Here is a 16,631-nt window from a genome sequence, read left to right as displayed (position 1 = left end):
CCCGCAGCGCCGGCAATGACTGGCAAAATGGGCGACCCGCCGTCTGCGAAGCCCCTCGATGCGCCTTTCCCAGTTCCACCTGCACACCACCAAGGAAACCCCGGCCGACGCCGAACTGGTCAGCCATCAGCTGATGCTGCGCGCGGGCATGATCCGCAAGCTCGCCTCCGGCCTGTACACCTGGTCGCCGCTGGGCCTGCGCGTGCTGCGCAAGGTGGAAGCGGTGGTGCGCGAGGAAATGAACCGCGCCGGCGCGGTGGAAGTGCTGTTCCCGACCATCCAGCCGCGCGAACTGTGGGACGCCACCGGGCGCTGGAGCAAGTTCGGCGGGCTGATGCTGCGCATGCAGGACCGCAAGGAGCAGGACTACTGCTACAGCCCGACCGCCGAAGAGGCCGCCGCCGATTTCGCGCGGCAGGAGCTGAGCAGCTACAAGCAGTTGCCGGTCAACTTCTACCAGATCCAGACCAAGTTCCGCGACGAGATCCGCCCGCGCTTCGGGGTGATGCGCGCGCGCGAGTTCCTGATGAAGGACGCCTACTCGTTCCACATCACCGACGAGGACCTGGCACGCGAGTACGAGAACATGAAGGCGGCCTACACCCGCATCTTCACCCGCCTGGGGCTGCAGTTCCGCGCGGTGCAGGCCGATTCCGGCGACATCGGCGGCGACGCCTCGCAGGAGTTCCACGTGCTGGCCGCCTCCGGCGAGGATTCGCTGGCGTTCTCCACCGGCTCGGACTACGCGGCCAATGTCGAAGCCGCCGTCGCCGCGACGCCGTCGCCGCGCGCGGCGGCAGGCGAGGAACTGCGCAAGGTCGCCACGCCCACCCAGAAGACCTGCGAGGCGGTGGCCGAGCTGCTCGGCCTCCCGCTGCAGCGCACGGTCAAGTCGGTGGCGGTGATGGCTGGCGAGACCTTCGTGCTGGCGCTGGTGCGCGGCGATCACACGGTCAACGAGATCAAGCTGGGCAAGGTCGCCGGCCTGGCCGGCTACCGCATGGCCACCGAAGCCGAGATCATCGCCCACCTGGGCAGCGAGCCGGGCTTCCTCGGCCCGCTGGGCCCGCGCCAGCCGATCCGCGTGGTCGCCGACCGCGACGTGGCGGCGCTGGCCGACTTCGTGGTCGGCGCCAACGAGCGCGGCTTCCACCTGGCCGGGGTCAACTGGGGCCGCGACCTGCCGGAGCCGGACGCCGTCGCCGACCTGCGCAACGTGGTCGAGGGCGAGCGCGCCCAGGACGGCGGCGAGATCCGCCTGGCGCGCGGCATCGAGGTCGGCCATGTGTTCCAGCTCGGCCGCCAGTACGCGCAGGCGCTGGATGCCACCGTGGTGGACGAGAACGGCAAGACCGTGACGCTGGCGATGGGCTGCTACGGCATCGGCATTTCCCGCATCGTCGCCGCGGCGATCGAGCAGAACCACGACGACGCCGGCATCCGCTGGCCGCAACCGATGGCGCCGTGGGCGGTGGCGGTGTGCGTGATCAACCCCAAGCGCGATCCGGCGGTCGACGCCGCTGGCGAGGCGTTGCTGGCGGAGCTGCAGCAGGCCGGACTGGATGCGGTGCTGGACGACCGTGGCCTGCGCCCCGGCGCGATGTTCGCCGATATCGAATTGATCGGCGTTCCGCACCGGGTGGTGGTCTCGGAGCGGGGCTTGGCCGCCGGCACGTTCGAATATCGCGCGCGCAGCGGCGGCGATGCCGAACACCTGGACCGCGCCGCCTTGCTGGCGCGCTTGCAGGCATGACGAGGAGGGCCGGGACGATATCCCGGCCCTTCTTCTTTACGCCATCATCACGCCGCATGGGCGAAACCGGCAAGGTATCGTCGCAATTGAATACGCCGGGCATGAATATATAAGGACATATTCCAGGGCATTGCATCCGGAGATATCGGAAGCGAATAAGCCGGATATTTGTCAAGCCGATTCGGCATCATTATGATTCAGCGCTGCCAGGGAATGGCGGAAGGCCACCACCCATTTTCCGGAGTAAAGATGACCATCGATCTCAGCGGCCTGTCGGCCAAGCAATTGGGCGCGCTCATCAAGACCGCCAAGAAGCAGCAGTCCATCGTCGCCAAGCGCACCCCCATCGCCAAGGTCCGCACCCAGCTGACCCGCCTGGCCAAGAGCCACGGCTACAGCATCGAGGAAGTCTTCGGCGGCGCCCCCGCCGCGCGCGGCCGCAAGGCCGGCAAGCCGGGTCCGAAGCCGGGCCGCAAGCTGGGCAAGGTTCCGCCGAAATACCGCAATCCCGCCAATGCCGCCGAAACCTGGACCGGCCGCGGCAAGCAGCCGCGCTGGCTGGCGGATCTGGTCGCCAAGGGCAAGAAGGTCGACGATTTCCTGATCGCCGGCGGCGCTGCCAAATCCGCCGCGCCGGCCAAGAAAACCGCCAAGAAGGCGGTCAAGCGCGTCGCCAAGAAGGCCAGCAAGAGCGCCGCGCCGAAAGCCTGATCCGGCAGCGCCGATCGCAACGGAAAACGCCGGCGCATGCCGGCGTTTTTTATTACCGGATTCAAAGATTCTTGCGCGCCGGGATCAACAGATTGCCGAACAACAAGCCGGCGACCAGCGCCATCACGATATTGGTGACCGTCAGCAGCGCCGATTGCCCGCCGAGCACGTCCTGCTGCTGGACCAGGGTCAACAGCCCGCGCAGGCTGGCACTCCCGGGCACCAGCATGATGATGCCCGGCAACCGCACCAGCGCGCCCGGCCGGTGCACGATGCGGCCGAACAGGTTGCCGGCGGCGGTCAACACCATCGCCGACAGGAAGATGCCGACCGGGCTGCCCCAGGCGTCGCCAGCGAAGCGCGCGACCGCATAACCGGCCACCGATGCCGCCATCACGAACGGATAATCGCGCAGGCTGGCCTTGAACAGCAGCGCGAAGGCATAGGCGGCGACCAGCAGCGAGGCCCATTCCACCCAGCCATGCTGCGGCCGCGACGCCCGCACCATCGGCTCCAGGCCGAGCAGCTGCGCCAGGGTCACCGCGATCACCGCGCCGACGGTCAGCTTGACGACGGTGGTGACCGCGCCGGCGAAGCGCGCCGTGCCCGATACCCAGTGCTGGCTGGTCAGTTCGTTGACTGCATTGGTCAGCGCCATTCCCGGCAGCAGCACCACCAGCGAGGCGATGATCACCGTATTGAGATTGAGCGGCGCCACGAAACTGGCCACCAGGGTCGCGACGAAACCGGCCAGCAGCGCGGCCAGCGCGTCGTTGGCTTCCTTGGTCGCCGGGCGCTTGTCGGTGAGCTGGGTGAGCACGCCGATCAGCAGGCCGATCATGGTGGCGGTGGCGATGTCCAGCCACGGCAGGCGCCACAGCCCGGCCACGCCGGCCGCGGCCAGGCCGAAGCCCAGCACCTGCATCGCCATCCAGCGCCGCCCCGGCGGCTGATCCAGCTGACGCAGCGCGGTGTGGCCCTGGGCCACGCTCATGCGCCCGCTGGCCACATCGTCGGCGATGCGGTCGGCGACGCTGAGCTTGTGCAGGTCGTTGTCGCCCGGCGCCAGCCGCACCACGCGGGTGATGTCGCTGGAGCCGATCGCCTTGGTCGGGTCGCTGAAGCTGAGGATCAGCCCGGTCGGGTTGGACCAGGGTTCGCAATCCAGGTCCAGTTGCTGCGCCAGCGCCACCACCGCCGCCTCCAGCCGCTGCGCGGTGGTGCCGTAGGTGTGCAGTCGCCCGGCGATGTCGGAGACGAAGGCGATGCGCTGCGCGTAGGTCGCGTTGGCGGAGGGGCTGACGGTGGGAGCGGCGGGCATGTCGGCTAGTATGGCGCGAACGCCGCGCCCGGCCACCCCGTCGCGATCACCACATTTGCAACACGGGCGAAACAGGTATGCTCGCGCACCGGACGCCCCCATGATCGAACCGCAACCGCCCAAACTCAGCCAGGACGACCGAGACCCCTCGCGGGTGCGGCTGACCGGCAGTTGGACCCTGGCCACTGCCCTTGCCTCCTCGGAAGTGCTGCGCGGCATGCCGGCCGGTACCACCGGCATCGACGCCAGCGGCATCGGCCAGCTGGATTCGGCCGGGGTGCTGCAACTGATGCGTTACGCCACGCGCAACGGCATCGCCCACGAGGCGCTGGATTTCCGCCAGGACCACCGCGCCCTGGTCTCGACCATCGAGGACGTCGCCGACGACCGCCCCAAGCGCAAGCGCGACTACGGCTTCGCCGCGGCGCTGGAACGCCTGGGCTATGCGGTGCACCGCAATGGCAAGGAAATCGTCGCCCTGGTCGGCTTCCTCGGCGAAACCCTGGTCAAGCTGCTGCGGCTGCTGCACGCGCCGCGCCGGTTCCGCATGACCGCCACCGTGCACCACATGGAGCAGGTCGGCCTGGACGCGGTACCGCTGGTGGCACTGCTGTCCTATCTGGTCGGCGCGGTGATCGCCTTCCTGGGCTCGACGATCCTGCGCGACTTCGGCGCCGAGATCTATGTGGTGGAGCTGGTCTCCATCGCCTTCCTGCGCGAGTTCGCGGTGCTGCTGACCGCGATCGTGCTGGCCGGACGCACCGCCAGCGCGTTCACCGCGCAGATCGGCGCGATGAAGGCGCGCGAGGAGGTCGACGCGATCCAGACCCTGGGCCTGGACCCGATGGACCTGCTGGTGATCCCGCGACTGGTGGCGCTGCTGCTGATGCTGCCGCTGCTGACCTTCGTGGCGATGATCGCCGGCCTGGCCGGCGGCGTCACCGTCGGCGCCTTCGACCTGGGCATCCCGCCGCAGATGTACCTGGCGCGCATGCACGACACCATCCAGATCCGGCACATGCTGGTGGGCCTGTCCAAGGCGCCGATCTTCGCCATCGTGATCGGCCTGATCGGCTGCCTGGAGGGACTGCGCGTAGAAGGCACCGCGCAGTCCGTTGGCGAGCGCACCACCTCCAGCGTGGTGCAGACGATCTCGCTGGTGATCATCATCGACGCGATCGCCGCGCTGTGGTTCATGAACATGGGGTGGTGATGGAGCCGGGATTGGAGATTGGGCATTGGGGATTCGTTGAAGCCGGGCGCTGCGCGCCGGGACGGGAGCGGTTGCGTTGACCAATCCCGAATCTCCACTCCCGAATCCCGAGCAGGAACTGGCCATCTCCGTCCGCGGCCTGGTCAATCGCTTCGGCACCCAGACCGTGCACGAGGACCTGGACCTGGACGTGCGCCGCGGCGAGATCCTCGGCGTGGTCGGCGGGTCGGGCACCGGCAAGTCGGTGCTGATGCGCACCATCCTCGGCCTGCGCGACCCCGATGCCGGCAAGATCCAGGTGCTCGGCGTGGACACCGATTCCGGCCGTCGCGCCGATCGCCTGCACGTGGAGCGCAATACCGGCGTGCTGTTCCAGGACGGCGCGCTGTTCTCCTCGCTGACCGTCGGCGAGAACGTGCAGGTGCCGCTGAAGGAGCATTTCGGCGAACTGCCCGACAGCTGGCACTACGAGCTGGCGCTGCTGAAGGTGAAGCTGGCCGGCCTGCCCGCCGACGCATTGAACAAGCTGCCCTCGCAGCTGTCCGGCGGCATGCGCAAGCGCGCCGGGCTGGCGCGTGCGCTGGCACTGGACCCGCCACTGTTGTTCCTGGACGAGCCCACCGCCGGGCTGGACCCGATCGGCGCGGCCGCCTTCGACCGGCTGATCCGCACCCTGCAGGAAGCGCTGGGCCTGACCGTGTTCCTCATCACCCACGATCTGGACACCTTGTACGCTATCTGCGACCGCGTGGCGGTGCTGGCCGACCGCAAGGTCATCGCCAACGCGCCGTTGGCCGAGATCGAGCAAGTGGACCATCCGTGGATCCAAGAGTATTTCCACGGCCCGCGCGCCCGCGCCGCGCGCGATGCCAAGACCGCCTGGACCGAGACCCCCTGAGCCCATGGAAACCAAAGCCAATTACGTGCTGATCGGCGCCTTCACCATCGTGGTGGGGATCGCGCTGCTGCTGTTCGGACTCTGGGCCGCCAAGTACTCCTCCGACCGCACGTGGCAGGAATACCGCGTGGTGTTCCGCGAGGCGGTGACCGGCCTGTCGGTCGGCAGCCCGGTGCAGTACAACGGCATCGCGGTTGGCTCGATCACCGAGCTGACCCTGGCGCCGAACGACCCGCGCCAGGTGGTGGCGCGGATCCGGGTCAACTCGACCACGCCGATCAAGAGCGACACCCGCGCCAAGCTGGGCATCACCAGCCTGACCGGCCCGTCGATCATCCAGCTTTCCGGCGGCACCCCGGAAGCGCCATCGCTGACCTCGATCGACAACAGCGATGCGCCGATCATCCAGACCACGCCCTCGGCGCTGCAGAACATCACCGACACCGCCAACCGCATCGTCGAGCGCCTGGACGAGGTGCTCAGCGACCGCAACGTCGCCAGCATCACCGCCACCCTGCACAACCTGGAGACCATCAGCGGCGGCCTGGCCGACCGCGACCAGGGCATGCAGTCGCTGATCGTCAGCGCGCGCGACGCCGCGCGCAACCTGGACACCACGCTCAAGACCACCAACGGCACCATCCAGCGCCTGGACCAGAATCTGGTGCAGCAGCTGCCGCCGATCCTGGACAAGCTGGAGGACACGCTGAGCAAGCTGGATTCGGCCGCGGGCAATGCCGACAAGATCCTTGGCGAGAACCGCTCGGCGATCAACAGCTTCGCCAACGACGGCCTCGGCCAGCTCGGCCCGACCCTGACCGAACTGCGCGGCCTGATCCGCGACCTGCGCCGGGTCAGCGACCGCCTGGACAACAACCCCGCGCGCTACCTGCTCGGCCGCGACGCCCCGAAGGAGTTCAAACCCAAATGAAGCCGATGCGCGCCTTCTTCCTGCTCGCCGTGCCGGCCCTGCTGCTGGCCGGCTGTTCGCTGCCCGGCGGCAGCAAGGAGCCGGTGACGATCTACGCGCCGGACGTGCGGGTGACCGCGGACCCGGCCTGGCCGACCGTGAGCTGGCAACTGGCGCTGACCAAGCCCAGCGCCGCGCGCGTGGTCGACAGTTCGCGCATCGCGGTGCGGCCGACGCCCGACGAACTGCAGGTGTACGGCGGCGTCAGCTGGGCGCAGCCTGCCACCGACATGCTCGAGGACATGCTGCTGCGCGCGTTCGAGGATTCCGGACGCATCCCCGGCGTGGCCCGGCTCGGCACCGGCATCCGCGCCGACTACAAGCTGCTGCTGGACCTGCGGCGTTTCGAAGCGGACTACGCCGGGCGCACGGTGCCGTCGGCCACCATCGAACTCAATGCCAAACTGCTGTACAGCGCCGACCAGCGCGTGGTCGCCTCGCGCACCTTCCTGGTGACCCAGCCGGCCGCCGGCACCGCCGAATCGCAGGTGGTCGACGCCTTCGGCCAGGCCATGTCGCAACTCGGCCATGACGTGGTCGGCTGGACCCTGCAGCAGGGCCAGGCCGACGCCGCCACCGCACTGGCGCCGAGCGCACCGTCGCCGGCCAGCCCGAAGCCGCCGCGACGCTGATGGCTCCCTGATTGCCCCCCTCTCCCACCGGGAGAGGGGTCGGGGGTGAGGGTGCGACGGCCGCGGAGCCGTCTTCCCCAGATACCTCCCTAGCCATCCGCCCCTCATCCGCCCCTTCGGGGCACCTTCTCCCGAAGGGAGAAGGAATAGGGCATGCGACGACCTACCGGTGCTGCTCCGCTCCCCTCTCCCACCGGGAGAGGGGCCGGGGGTGAGGGTGCGGCGGCCAGGGGGCCATCTCCCCCAGATGCCTCCCTAGCAACCCGGCCCTCATCCGCCCCTTCGGGGCACCTTCCCGAAAAGGGGGCCATGGTCCCGAAGGGAGAGGGGATCAAGCGCAATGCGGCGGAACGTCAGGTTGATCCGCTCGCCGACCGGCTTGGCGGTGCGCGGTAGGGCGTGCCGGTACAGGCGCTGGGTGTCGCCCGCCATCAGCAGCAGTCCGCCGGAGGTCAGGTCCAGCGCCTGGCGCAGCGCCGGCTGCTGGCGATGGCGCAGCACGAAACGGCGGGTCGCGCCCAGACTCAGCGAGGCGATCACCGGCGCCGGCCCCAGTTCGCGCTCGTCATCGCTGTGCCAGCCCATCGCATCGCGGCCGTCCCGGTAGCGGTTGGCGAGCACGCTGTTGAACGCCACCCCGGTCTCGGCCGCCAGCCGCGCGCGCAGCGGCAGCAGCGCCGCCGGCCACGGATGCGGCGCGAAGCGGGTACCGGAATAGCGGTAGCTGGCATCGGCATCGCCGATCCAGCAGCTCAGCCGCGGCGAATCGACCAGCTTGCCGAACAGGCGGATCCGGTGCACCTCCCACGGCACTTCGTGCAGCAACTGCGCGCACAACGCCGCCGCCGCGGTCGGGTCCAGCCACTCGGGATACCAGCGCAGATCGGCGCCGGGCAGGTCCAGTTCCATCGCGCCACGCTAGCATGCCGGCCGCCACCATACGCCGGCGTGCGGAATTTGCCCCTTCACGCGCAAACCCTGAAAATGCAGGCAGCCAGAACGAGCCAAACGGGAGCGGAGCAGATGACGGGAACCGAGGGCGGCGCCAACGCGCCGGAGCCAGTGGAGCGCGACGTCATGGAGTACGACGTCGTCACCGTCGGCGCGGGCCCGGCCGGGTTGGCGTTCGCGATCCGGCTCAAGCAGCTCAAACCCGACCTCTCGGTCTGCGTGATCGAGAAGGCCAGCACCATCGGGGCGCACATCCTGTCCGGCGCGGTGATCGAACCGGCGCCGCTGGACGCGCTGCTGCCGGGCTGGCGCGACAACCCGCCGCCGATCTGCGTGCCGGCGGCCGAGGACGAGTTCTGGTACCTGAGCAAGGACGGCGGGCACAAGTTCCCGATGGTGCCGCCGGGCATGCGCAACCACGGCAATTTCATCGTCAGCCTCGGCGCGATGTGCGCGTGGCTGGCGCCGCAGGCCGAGGCGCTGGGCGTGGAGATCTACCCCGGCTTCGCCGCCGCCGAGACCCTGCACGCCGAGGACGGCACGGTGCTGGGCGTGCGCATCGGCGACATGGGCGTGGCCAAGGACGGATCGCACAAGCCGGGCTACACCGCCGGCATCGACATCCGGGCCAAGGTCACGGTGCTGGCCGAAGGCGCGCGCGGACACCTGACCAAGCGCCTGATCGCGCGCTTCGCACTCGACGCCGGCCACGATCCGCAGGCGTTCTCGATCGGCATCAAGGAGCTGTGGCAGTTGCCCGAGGGCCGCGTCAGCCCCGGCAAGATCGTGCACACCCTGGGCTGGCCGGCCGACAGCAAGACCTATGGCGGCAGCTTCCTGTACCACCTGGAGAACAACCAGGTGGCGCTGGGCTACGTCAGCGGCCTGGACTACCGCGACCCCGAGTACCGCCCCTGGGAGGCCTTCCAGCAGTGGAAGAACCACCCGATGATGAAGTCGCTGCTCGACGGCGGCACCATCCTCTCGGCCGGCGCGCGCGCCATCGCCAGCGGCGGCTGGCAGTCGCTGCCGAAGGTGGAGATGCCCGGCGCGCTGCTGATCGGCGACACCGCCGGCCTGCTCAACGTGCCCAAGATCAAGGGCACCCACCAGGCGATCCGCAGCGGCATGCTCGCCGCCGAACACCTCGCCGCCGGCGCCGCGCTCGACCCGGCCGGCTTCGACGCGCGCCTGCGCGGCTCGGAGGTAATGGCCGAACTGCGCCAGGTGCGCAACATCAAGCCCGGCTTCAAGAAGGGCCTGTGGTTCGGCCTGCTCAACGGCGCCTGGGAGACCCTGGTCAAGGGCGCCTCGCCGTGGACGCTGAAGGTCGGCGCCGACTGGAAGAGCCTGGACCGGCTGGGCGAGCACGAGCAGCCCAAGCGCGACTACGTGCAACGCGAACTGGCACCGCGCGACCGCCTGCAGGGCGTGTACTTCGCCGCCACCGAGCACGACGAGGACCAGCCGGTGCACCTGCACGTGCTCGATCCGCAGATCTGCGTGACCCGCTGCACCGAGGAATACGGCAACCCCTGCACGCGCTTCTGCCCGGCGGCGGTGTACGAGATCGTCGACGACGCGGCCGGCAAGCGCCTGCAGATCAACGCCGCCAACTGCGTGCACTGCAAGACCTGCGACATCAAGGATCCCTACGCGATCATCGACTGGGTGACGCCGGAAGGCGGCTCCGGGCCGAACTACCAGAACCTGTGAGCGCAGGCCTGCCCGCGCGCCTGAAGACCGCGCTGTTCCTGACGCTGCGCGCGGGCTTCCGCGCCCTGCCGCTGACGCCGGCGCAGCGCGACCGCCTGCGCGCGCGCTTCCTGGAGCGCCATGCGGACCTGGTGCCGCCGCCGCCGCGCGGCCGCGACGCTGCCGGGCTCAGCGAACGCCGGCCACGCGCGCGCGCCGACGAACGCGCGATCGGTCATGTGTCCGCGCAGCAGGCGCCGTTGCCCACGCCGCTGCCGGCCACCGTGGTGGCGTTCTACCTGCCGCAGTTCCACCCGATCCCGGAGAACGACGCCTGGTGGGGCACCGGCTTCACCGAATGGCGCAACGTCAGCCGCGCGCTGCCGCAGTTCGAGGGGCATGTGCAGCCGCGGCTGCCGGCGGACCTTGGCTTCTACGATCTGCGCAACCCGGACAGCATGCGCCAGCAGGTGGCGCTGGCGAAGCAGTACGGCGTCGGCGCGTTCTGCTTCTACTTCTACTGGTTCGGCGGCAAGACCTTGCTGGAGACGCCGCTGCGGCAGTGGCTGGACGATCCCACGCTGGAGCTGCCGTTCTGCCTGTGCTGGGCCAACGAGCAATGGTCGCGGCGCTGGGACGGCCGCGGCGACGATGTGCTGATGGCGCAGGCGCACAGCGCGCAGGACGATCTGGACTTCATCGCGCACGTCGCCGACTACCTGCGCGATGCGCGCTGCCTGCGCGTGGACGGCCGGCCGATGCTGCTGGTGTATCGCCCGCATCTGCTGCCGGATCCGCAGGCCACCGCCACGCGCTGGCGCGACTGGTGCCGGCAGCACGGCATCGGCGAACTGCACCTGGCCTACGTGCAGGGCTTCGAGCGGCCGGACCCGCGCGACATCGGTTTCGACGCGGCGGTCGAGTTCCCGCCGAACATGAGCAATCCGCGCTCGCTGGCCGCCGACCAGCAACTGCTCAATCCCGACTACAGCGGCGCCGTGCTGGATTGGCGCGCCCTGGCCGCAGAGATCGCCGCGCGCCCGCTGCCCGACTACCTGCTGTATCCGGGCGTGAACCCGGGCTGGGACAACGAAGCGCGCCGTCCCGGCGCCGGCCGCGTCTATCTACACGCCTCGCCGCGCGGTTACGAGGACTGGCTGCGCAGCACCATCCACACCCGGCTGCAGGGCCGCCGCGCCGAACAGCGCCTGGTGTTCGTCAACGCCTGGAACGAGTGGGCCGAAGGCGCCGTACTGGAACCGGATGCGCGGTTGGGCCACGCCTATCTCGACGCCACCCGCCGCGCGCTGGCGTCGCTGCCGGCGCGCGACGCGACACCGCATGCGATCGTCCACGCATGGTATCCGGACGTGCTGCCCGAACTGCTGGCGCAGCTCGCCGCGAGCGCCCTGCCGTGGCGTCTGCTGATCACCACCTCGCCCGACCAGGCCGATGCGGTGCGGGCGCATCTACGCGCGTGCGCTTTCCCTTCCGAGCTGATGGTGCTGGAAAACCGCGGCCGCGACATCCTGCCGTTCCTGCACGCGGCCGAACGGCTGCTGCGCGACGGCGTGGACGTGGTGCTGAAGCTGCACACCAAGCGCAGCACCCATCTACGCAACGGCGATGCCTGGCGCAACGAACTGCTGCAACGCCTGGCCGGCACCGACCGCGCCGCGCGCGTGCTGCAGGCCTTCGCCGACGATCCTGCACTCGGCCTGGTTGCGCCCGAAGGCCATCTGCTGCCGTTGGCCGACTTCTGGGGCGGCAACCGCGCCGCCGCCGACTATCTGCTGCGCCGGACCGGCTACAGCGCCGCACCCCTGGAGCAGGCGCAGTTCGTCTCGGGCAGCATGTTCTGGGCACGCTTGAACGCGCTGCGGCCGCTGCTGGACAGCGGCCTGTGCCCGTCGGAGTTCGAGGCGGAGCAGGGTCAGCTCGACGCCACCCTGGCGCATGCGGTGGAACGGCTGGCGGCGCCGCTGGCCGAGCGCGTCGGCTATCGCGTTACCACCGTGGCCGACCTACTCGGCCAGCCACCGCCGGCAGCCACCGACTACGCCTACGCACAGCGCAGCGCCTGAGCGGCGCGGCGCGCCCTTATCCGCGCCGGAACGGCACGCCGGTCTTGGCGACCAGTTCGGCCTCGTCCACGCCCTCTGCGGTCTCGACCAATACCAGTCCGCTGTCGGTGACGTCGAACACCGCCAGGTCGGTGATGATGCGGTCGACCACGCCGACGCCGGTCAGCGGCAGGTCGCAGGCCGGCAGGATCTTGTGGCTGCCGTCCTTGGCCACGTGTTCCATCAGCACGACCACGCGCTTGACCCCGGCCACCAGGTCCATCGCGCCGCCCATGCCCTTGACCATCTTGCCCGGCACCATCCAGTTGGCCAGATCGCCCTTCTCGCTGACCTGCATCGCGCCGAGGATGGCTAGGTCGATATGGCCGCCGCGGATCATCGCGAAGGAATCGTGGCTGCCGAAGTAGCTGGCGCCGGCGCGGGCGGTGACGGTCTGCTTGCCGGCATTGATCAGGTCGGCATCGACCTCGTCCTCGCTGGGGAACGGGCCGATGCCGAGCAGGCCGTTCTCCGACTGCAGCCACACGTCCACGCCCTCGGGAATGTGGTTGGCGACCAGGGTCGGCAGGCCGATGCCCAGGTTCACGTAGGCGCCGTCGGTGAGTTCGCGGGCGGCGCGCTGCGCCATGTCGTCGCGGGTCCAGGCCATGTCAGGCGTCCTTCTGGCGCAGGGTGCGCTGTTCGATGCGTTTTTCGGGATGCGGGTTGTGCACGATGCGGTCGACGTAGATGCCGGGCAGGTGCACCTGGTCCGGATCCAGGTTGCCGATCTCCACCACTTCTTCGACCTCGGCGATGCAGAGCTTGCCGGCCATCGCGCAGGCCGGGTTGAAGTTGCGCGCGGTCTTGCGGAACACCAGGTTGCCGGCGGCATCGGCCTTCCATGCCTTGACCAGGGCCACGTCGGCGCGCAACGCGGTCTCCAGCACGTAGTGCTTGCCGTCGAATTCGCGGGTCTCCTTGCCCTCGGCCACCACCGTGCCGTAGCCGGTGGCGGTGAAGAACGCGGGGATGCCGGCACCGCCGGCGCGCAGGCGCTCGGCCAGGGTGCCCTGCGGGTTGAATTCCAGGTCCAGTTCGCCGGCCAGATACTGGCGTTCGAACTCCTTGTTCTCGCCGACGTAGGAGGAAATCATCTTGCGGATCTGCCGCGTCGCCAGCAGTTGGCCCAGGCCGAAGCCATCGACGCCGGCGTTGTTGGAGATCACCGTGAGTCCGCTGACGCCGCTGTCGCGCAAGGCCGCGATCAAGGCCTCGGGGATGCCGCACAGGCCGAATCCGCCGACCGCCAGGGTCTGCCCGTCCGCCACCACGTCGGCCAGCGCCGTGGCCGCATCGGGGAAACGCTTGCCGCGCCGTCCGCCCACAGGGGTAGAGGTGTCGCCCATTCGCCAGCTCCGCGTTGGAAATAGGCGCGTAGTCTAGCCGTTCGCCGCACCGGACCCCCGCCGCACCGCCGCAACGACCGATTAAGCGCCGTAACGTTACACTCGGGTTTCCCCCAACTAGGACCCTCTTCCATGTCGCTTCCCGCATTCAAGGCCTACGACATCCGCGGTCGCGTACCCGACGAACTGAACGAGGACTTGGCGCGCCGCATCGGCGTGGCGCTGGCGGGGCAATTGGACAGCGGTCCGGTGGTGGTCGGCCATGACGTGCGCCTGGCCAGCCCGGCGCTGCAGGCGGCACTGTCGGCGGGCCTGCGCGCCAGCGGCCGCGAGGTCATCGACATTGGCCTGTGCGGCACCGAGGAAGTGTATTTCCAGACCGACCACCTGCAGGCCGCCGGCGGCGTGATGGTGACCGCCAGCCACAACCCGATGGACTACAACGGCATGAAGCTGGTGCGCGAGAACGCGCGCCCGATCAGCTCCGATACCGGCCTGTTCGCGATCCGCGACACCGTCGCCGCCGACACCGCGCCTGCCGCTGCGCCGACCGCCGCCGAGCATCACCGCCCGGACAAGAGCGCCTACATTGAGCACCTGCTCAGCTACGTGGACCGCGCTACGCTCAAGCCGCTGAAGCTGGTGGTCAACGCCGGCAACGGCGGTGCCGGCGCCATCATCGACCTGCTGGCGCCGCACCTGCCGTTCGAGTTCGTGCGCGTCTTCCACGAACCGGACGGCCACTTCCCCAACGGCATCCCCAACCCGCTGCTGCCGGAGAACCGCGCTGCCACCGCCAACGCAGTCAAGCAGCACGGCGCCGACTTCGGCATCGCCTGGGACGGCGACTTCGACCGTTGCTTCTTCTTCGACGCCGACGGCCGCTTCATCGAGGGCTACTACCTGGTGGGCCTGCTGGCCCAGGCGATCCTGGCCAAGCAGCCGGGCGGCAAGGTCGTGCACGACCCGCGCCTGACCTGGAACACGATCGAGCAGGTCGAGGAAGCCGGCGGCATCCCGGTGCTGTGCAAGAGCGGCCATGCCTTCATCAAGGAGAAGATGCGCAGCGAGAACGCCGTGTACGGCGGCGAGATGAGCGCGCACCACTATTTCCGCGAATTCGCCTACGCCGACTCGGGCATGATCCCGTGGCTGCTGATCGCCGAGCTGGTGTCGCAGTCCGGCCGCTCGCTGGCCGACCTGGTCGAGGCGCGCATGCAGAAGTTCCCGTGCAGCGGCGAGATCAATTTCAAGGTCGCCGACGCCAAGGCCGCGGTGGCGCGGGTGATGGAACACTTCGCCGCGCATGCGCCGACGCTGGACTACACCGACGGCGTCAGCGCCGAATTCGCCGACTGGCGCTTCAATCTGCGCAGTTCCAACACCGAACCGCTGCTGCGCCTGAACGTGGAAACCCGCGGCGATGCGGCCCTGCTGGAACAGCGCACGCAAGAAATTTCCGATCTGCTGAAAGCATGATCGCGTCGTTGCCTTTCTCTTCCCCCTTCAACGGATCCATGGAGTCCTTCCGTTCATGAGCGACATTCTGCCCATCATCCTGTCCGGCGGTTCCGGCACCCGCCTCTGGCCGCTGTCACGCGAAGCGTATCCCAAGCAGTTCCTGCCGCTGGTGGGAGACACCACCATGCTGCAGTCGACCTGGCTGCGCGCTGCGCCGATCGCCGGGCTTCCGCCCATCCTGGTAGCCAATGAAGAACACCGCTTCATTGCCGCGGAACAATTGCAGCAACTCGGCGTCAAGCCGGGGGCGATCCTGCTCGAACCCAAGGGTCGCAACACCGCCCCTGCCATTGCGGTGGCGGCGATGGAGGCGATGCGCGACGGTGCCGATCCGCTGCTGCTCGTCCTGCCATCAGATCACGTGATCCTCGACGAAGCGGCGTTTCAGGCCGCGGTGCAGGCGGCCGCGTCTTCGGCGACAGATGGGAAGCTGGTGACTTTCGGGATCAAGCCGACCGCGCCGGAGACCGGCTACGGCTATATCAAGGCGGCGGCCGGCATCGGCGCGCGTGCGGTCGAGCGCTTCGTCGAGAAGCCCGACCTGTCCACCGCCCAGGGGTATCTGACCTCCGGCGAATACTATTGGAACAGCGGCATGTTCCTGTTCCGCGCCTCGCGCTATCTGGAAGAACTGCGCAAGTTCCAGCCGGCCATCGCAGATGCCTGCAGCACGGCGTGGCAGTCGGCAAAGCGTGATGCCGACTTCACCCGCCTGGACAAGGACGCCTTCGCCGCCAGCCCCTCCGACTCCATCGACTACGCGGTGATGGAGAAGACCGCCGACGCGGTGGTGGTACCGCTGGACGCGAAGTGGAGCGACGTCGGTTCGTGGTCGGCGCTGCTGGACGTGTCGCCGCAGGACGCCAACGGCAACGCCCACCACGGCGACGTGATCGAGATCGATTGCCGCAACACCTACGCCTACGGCTCGCGCCTGATCGCGATGGTGGGCCTGCAGGACGTGGTGGTGGTGGAGACCGACGACGCCGTGCTGGTCGGCCACAAAGAGCGCATCCAGGAAGTGAAGGACGTCGTCGGCAAGATCAAGGCCAACGGCCGTTCCGAGGCCACCTGGCATCGCAAGGTGTACCGCCCGTGGGGCGCCTACGATTCGATCGACAACGGCCAGCGTTTCCAGGTCAAGCGCATCACGGTCAAGCCCGGCGCCACGCTGAGCCTGCAGATGCATCACCACCGTGCCGAGCACTGGATCGTGGTCAGCGGCACCGCCGAGGTCACCCGCGGCGAGGAAGTGCTGCTGCTCACCGAGAACCAGAGCACCTATATCCCACTCGGGGTGACGCATCGTTTGAAGAATCCCGGCAAGCTGCCGCTGGAGCTGATCGAAGTGCAGTCGGGCAGCTATCTGGGCGAGGACGACATCGTGCGCTTCGAGGACACCTACGGGCGTACCTGAATCCGGCGCAGGCCGCAAAAACAAAGAGCCGGGCACTGCCCGGCTCTTTGTTTTTCACCGATGCTGTTTTGCAGTGC

14 protein-coding genes are annotated in these 16,631 nt (G+C 68.9%); 10 read left to right on the top strand and 4 right to left on the bottom strand.

Features of this window, described 5'->3' with window-relative positions; genetic code table 11:
- Positions 1–58: 58 nt before the first annotated feature.
- Together GGR71_RS09565 and GGR71_RS09560 are read left to right on the top strand one after the other, a co-directional pair.
- Positions 59–1,753, top strand: a complete 1,695-nt coding sequence (locus GGR71_RS09565) for a proline--tRNA ligase (protein WP_160957512.1) — start codon at positions 59–61, stop codon at positions 1,751–1,753.
- 249 nt (positions 1,754–2,002) lie between these two features.
- Positions 2,003–2,464: an H-NS histone family protein gene (locus GGR71_RS09560; protein ID WP_148828841.1), complete on the top strand. Its 462-nt coding sequence runs from the start codon at positions 2,003–2,005 to the stop codon at positions 2,462–2,464.
- 61 nt (positions 2,465–2,525) lie between these two features.
- Here GGR71_RS09560 and GGR71_RS09555 read toward each other — a convergent pair whose 3' ends face one another.
- Positions 2,526–3,785 carry a threonine/serine exporter family protein gene (locus GGR71_RS09555; protein ID WP_160957513.1) on the bottom strand — a complete coding sequence of 420 codons (1,260 nt, stop codon included), beginning with the start codon at positions 3,783–3,785 and terminating at the stop codon, positions 2,526–2,528.
- Positions 3,786–3,885: 100 nt separating this feature from the next.
- Here GGR71_RS09555 and GGR71_RS09550 point away from each other — a divergent pair, with 100 nt between their 5' ends.
- The 4 genes from GGR71_RS09550 (at position 3,886) to GGR71_RS09535 (ending at position 7,498) form a co-directional block, all read left to right on the top strand.
- Positions 3,886–4,998, top strand: a complete 1,113-nt coding sequence (locus GGR71_RS09550) for an ABC transporter permease (protein WP_048491593.1) — start codon at positions 3,886–3,888, stop codon at positions 4,996–4,998.
- Positions 4,999–5,074: 76 nt separating this feature from the next.
- Positions 5,075–5,896, top strand: a complete 822-nt coding sequence (locus tag GGR71_RS09545) for an ABC transporter ATP-binding protein (RefSeq protein ID WP_160957514.1) — start codon at positions 5,075–5,077, stop codon at positions 5,894–5,896.
- 4 nt (positions 5,897–5,900) lie between these two features.
- Positions 5,901–6,827, top strand: coding sequence for an MlaD family protein (locus tag GGR71_RS09540; protein WP_043093283.1), 927 nt, complete (start codon positions 5,901–5,903; stop codon positions 6,825–6,827).
- Complete coding sequence (locus GGR71_RS09535; protein WP_160957515.1) at positions 6,824–7,498, top strand: ABC-type transport auxiliary lipoprotein family protein; 675 nt, start codon at positions 6,824–6,826, stop codon at positions 7,496–7,498. The genes GGR71_RS09540 and GGR71_RS09535 overlap by 4 nt, the downstream gene beginning before the upstream one ends.
- Before the next feature lie 270 nt (positions 7,499–7,768).
- Here GGR71_RS09535 and GGR71_RS09530 read toward each other — a convergent pair whose 3' ends face one another.
- Positions 7,769–8,407 (bottom strand): alpha-ketoglutarate-dependent dioxygenase AlkB family protein, encoded by a 639-nt coding sequence (locus GGR71_RS09530; RefSeq protein WP_160957516.1) that lies wholly within the window; start codon positions 8,405–8,407, stop codon positions 7,769–7,771.
- A 114-nt stretch (positions 8,408–8,521) separates the two neighbouring features.
- Between GGR71_RS09530 and GGR71_RS09525 the strand changes: the two genes are divergently transcribed.
- Both GGR71_RS09525 and GGR71_RS09520 read left to right on the top strand, forming a co-directional pair.
- A complete protein-coding gene (locus GGR71_RS09525) occupies positions 8,522–10,165 on the top strand; it encodes an electron transfer flavoprotein-ubiquinone oxidoreductase (protein WP_160957517.1) in 1,644 nt (547 codons plus the stop codon).
- Positions 10,162–12,228 carry a glycoside hydrolase family 99-like domain-containing protein gene (locus GGR71_RS09520; protein ID WP_160957518.1) on the top strand — a complete coding sequence of 689 codons (2,067 nt, stop codon included), beginning with the start codon at positions 10,162–10,164 and terminating at the stop codon, positions 12,226–12,228. Before GGR71_RS09525 ends, GGR71_RS09520 begins: the two co-directional genes overlap by 4 nt.
- A gap of 16 nt (positions 12,229–12,244) precedes the next feature.
- On the opposite strand, the gene GGR71_RS09515 is transcribed toward GGR71_RS09520, so the two are convergent.
- Together GGR71_RS09515 and GGR71_RS09510 are read right to left on the bottom strand one after the other, a co-directional pair.
- The gene (locus tag GGR71_RS09515) at positions 12,245–12,877 is read right to left on the bottom strand and encodes a CoA transferase subunit B (protein ID WP_160957519.1); all 633 of its coding nucleotides are present in this window, start codon (positions 12,875–12,877) and stop codon (positions 12,245–12,247) included.
- 1 nt (position 12,878) lies between these two features.
- Complete coding sequence (locus GGR71_RS09510; protein ID WP_160957520.1) at positions 12,879–13,616, bottom strand: CoA transferase subunit A; 738 nt, start codon at positions 13,614–13,616, stop codon at positions 12,879–12,881.
- 132 nt (positions 13,617–13,748) lie between these two features.
- Between GGR71_RS09510 and GGR71_RS09505 the strand changes: the two genes are divergently transcribed.
- Positions 13,749–15,095, top strand: a complete 1,347-nt coding sequence (locus tag GGR71_RS09505; RefSeq protein ID WP_160957521.1) for a phosphohexomutase domain-containing protein — start codon at positions 13,749–13,751, stop codon at positions 15,093–15,095.
- Between the two features lie 55 nt (positions 15,096–15,150).
- Entirely contained in the window at positions 15,151–16,554 is a 1,404-nt protein-coding gene (locus GGR71_RS09500) for a mannose-1-phosphate guanylyltransferase/mannose-6-phosphate isomerase (protein ID WP_160957522.1), read from the top strand.
- Positions 16,555–16,631 lie beyond the last annotated feature (77 nt).

The sequence above is a fragment of the Xanthomonas sp. F1 genome (genome assembly GCF_014199855.1).
The sequence above is the reverse complement of the archived record's forward strand: the minus strand, read 5'-3'. Positions and strand labels throughout refer to the sequence as shown.

What these genes read in the sequence shown, in the direction of transcription:
- GGR71_RS09535 (WP_160957515.1), top strand. Translation starts at nt 6,824, where the DNA reads ATGAAGCCGATGCGCGCCTTCTTCCTGCTCGCCGTGCCGGCCCTGCTG.
- GGR71_RS09565 (WP_160957512.1), top strand. Translation starts at nt 59, where the DNA reads ATGCGCCTTTCCCAGTTCCACCTGCACACCACCAAGGAAACCCCGGCC.
- GGR71_RS09560 (WP_148828841.1), top strand. Translation starts at nt 2,003, where the DNA reads ATGACCATCGATCTCAGCGGCCTGTCGGCCAAGCAATTGGGCGCGCTC.
- GGR71_RS09550 (WP_048491593.1), top strand. Translation starts at nt 3,886, where the DNA reads ATGATCGAACCGCAACCGCCCAAACTCAGCCAGGACGACCGAGACCCC.
- GGR71_RS09525 (WP_160957517.1), top strand. Translation starts at nt 8,522, where the DNA reads ATGACGGGAACCGAGGGCGGCGCCAACGCGCCGGAGCCAGTGGAGCGC.
- GGR71_RS09555 (WP_160957513.1), bottom strand. Translation starts at nt 3,785, where the DNA reads ATGCCCGCCGCTCCCACCGTCAGCCCCTCCGCCAACGCGACCTACGCG.
- GGR71_RS09530 (WP_160957516.1), bottom strand. Translation starts at nt 8,407, where the DNA reads ATGGAACTGGACCTGCCCGGCGCCGATCTGCGCTGGTATCCCGAGTGG.
- GGR71_RS09500 (WP_160957522.1), top strand. Translation starts at nt 15,151, where the DNA reads ATGAGCGACATTCTGCCCATCATCCTGTCCGGCGGTTCCGGCACCCGC.
- GGR71_RS09510 (WP_160957520.1), bottom strand. Translation starts at nt 13,616, where the DNA reads ATGGGCGACACCTCTACCCCTGTGGGCGGACGGCGCGGCAAGCGTTTC.
- GGR71_RS09505 (WP_160957521.1), top strand. Translation starts at nt 13,749, where the DNA reads ATGTCGCTTCCCGCATTCAAGGCCTACGACATCCGCGGTCGCGTACCC.
- GGR71_RS09540 (WP_043093283.1), top strand. Translation starts at nt 5,901, where the DNA reads ATGGAAACCAAAGCCAATTACGTGCTGATCGGCGCCTTCACCATCGTG.
- GGR71_RS09515 (WP_160957519.1), bottom strand. Translation starts at nt 12,877, where the DNA reads ATGGCCTGGACCCGCGACGACATGGCGCAGCGCGCCGCCCGCGAACTC.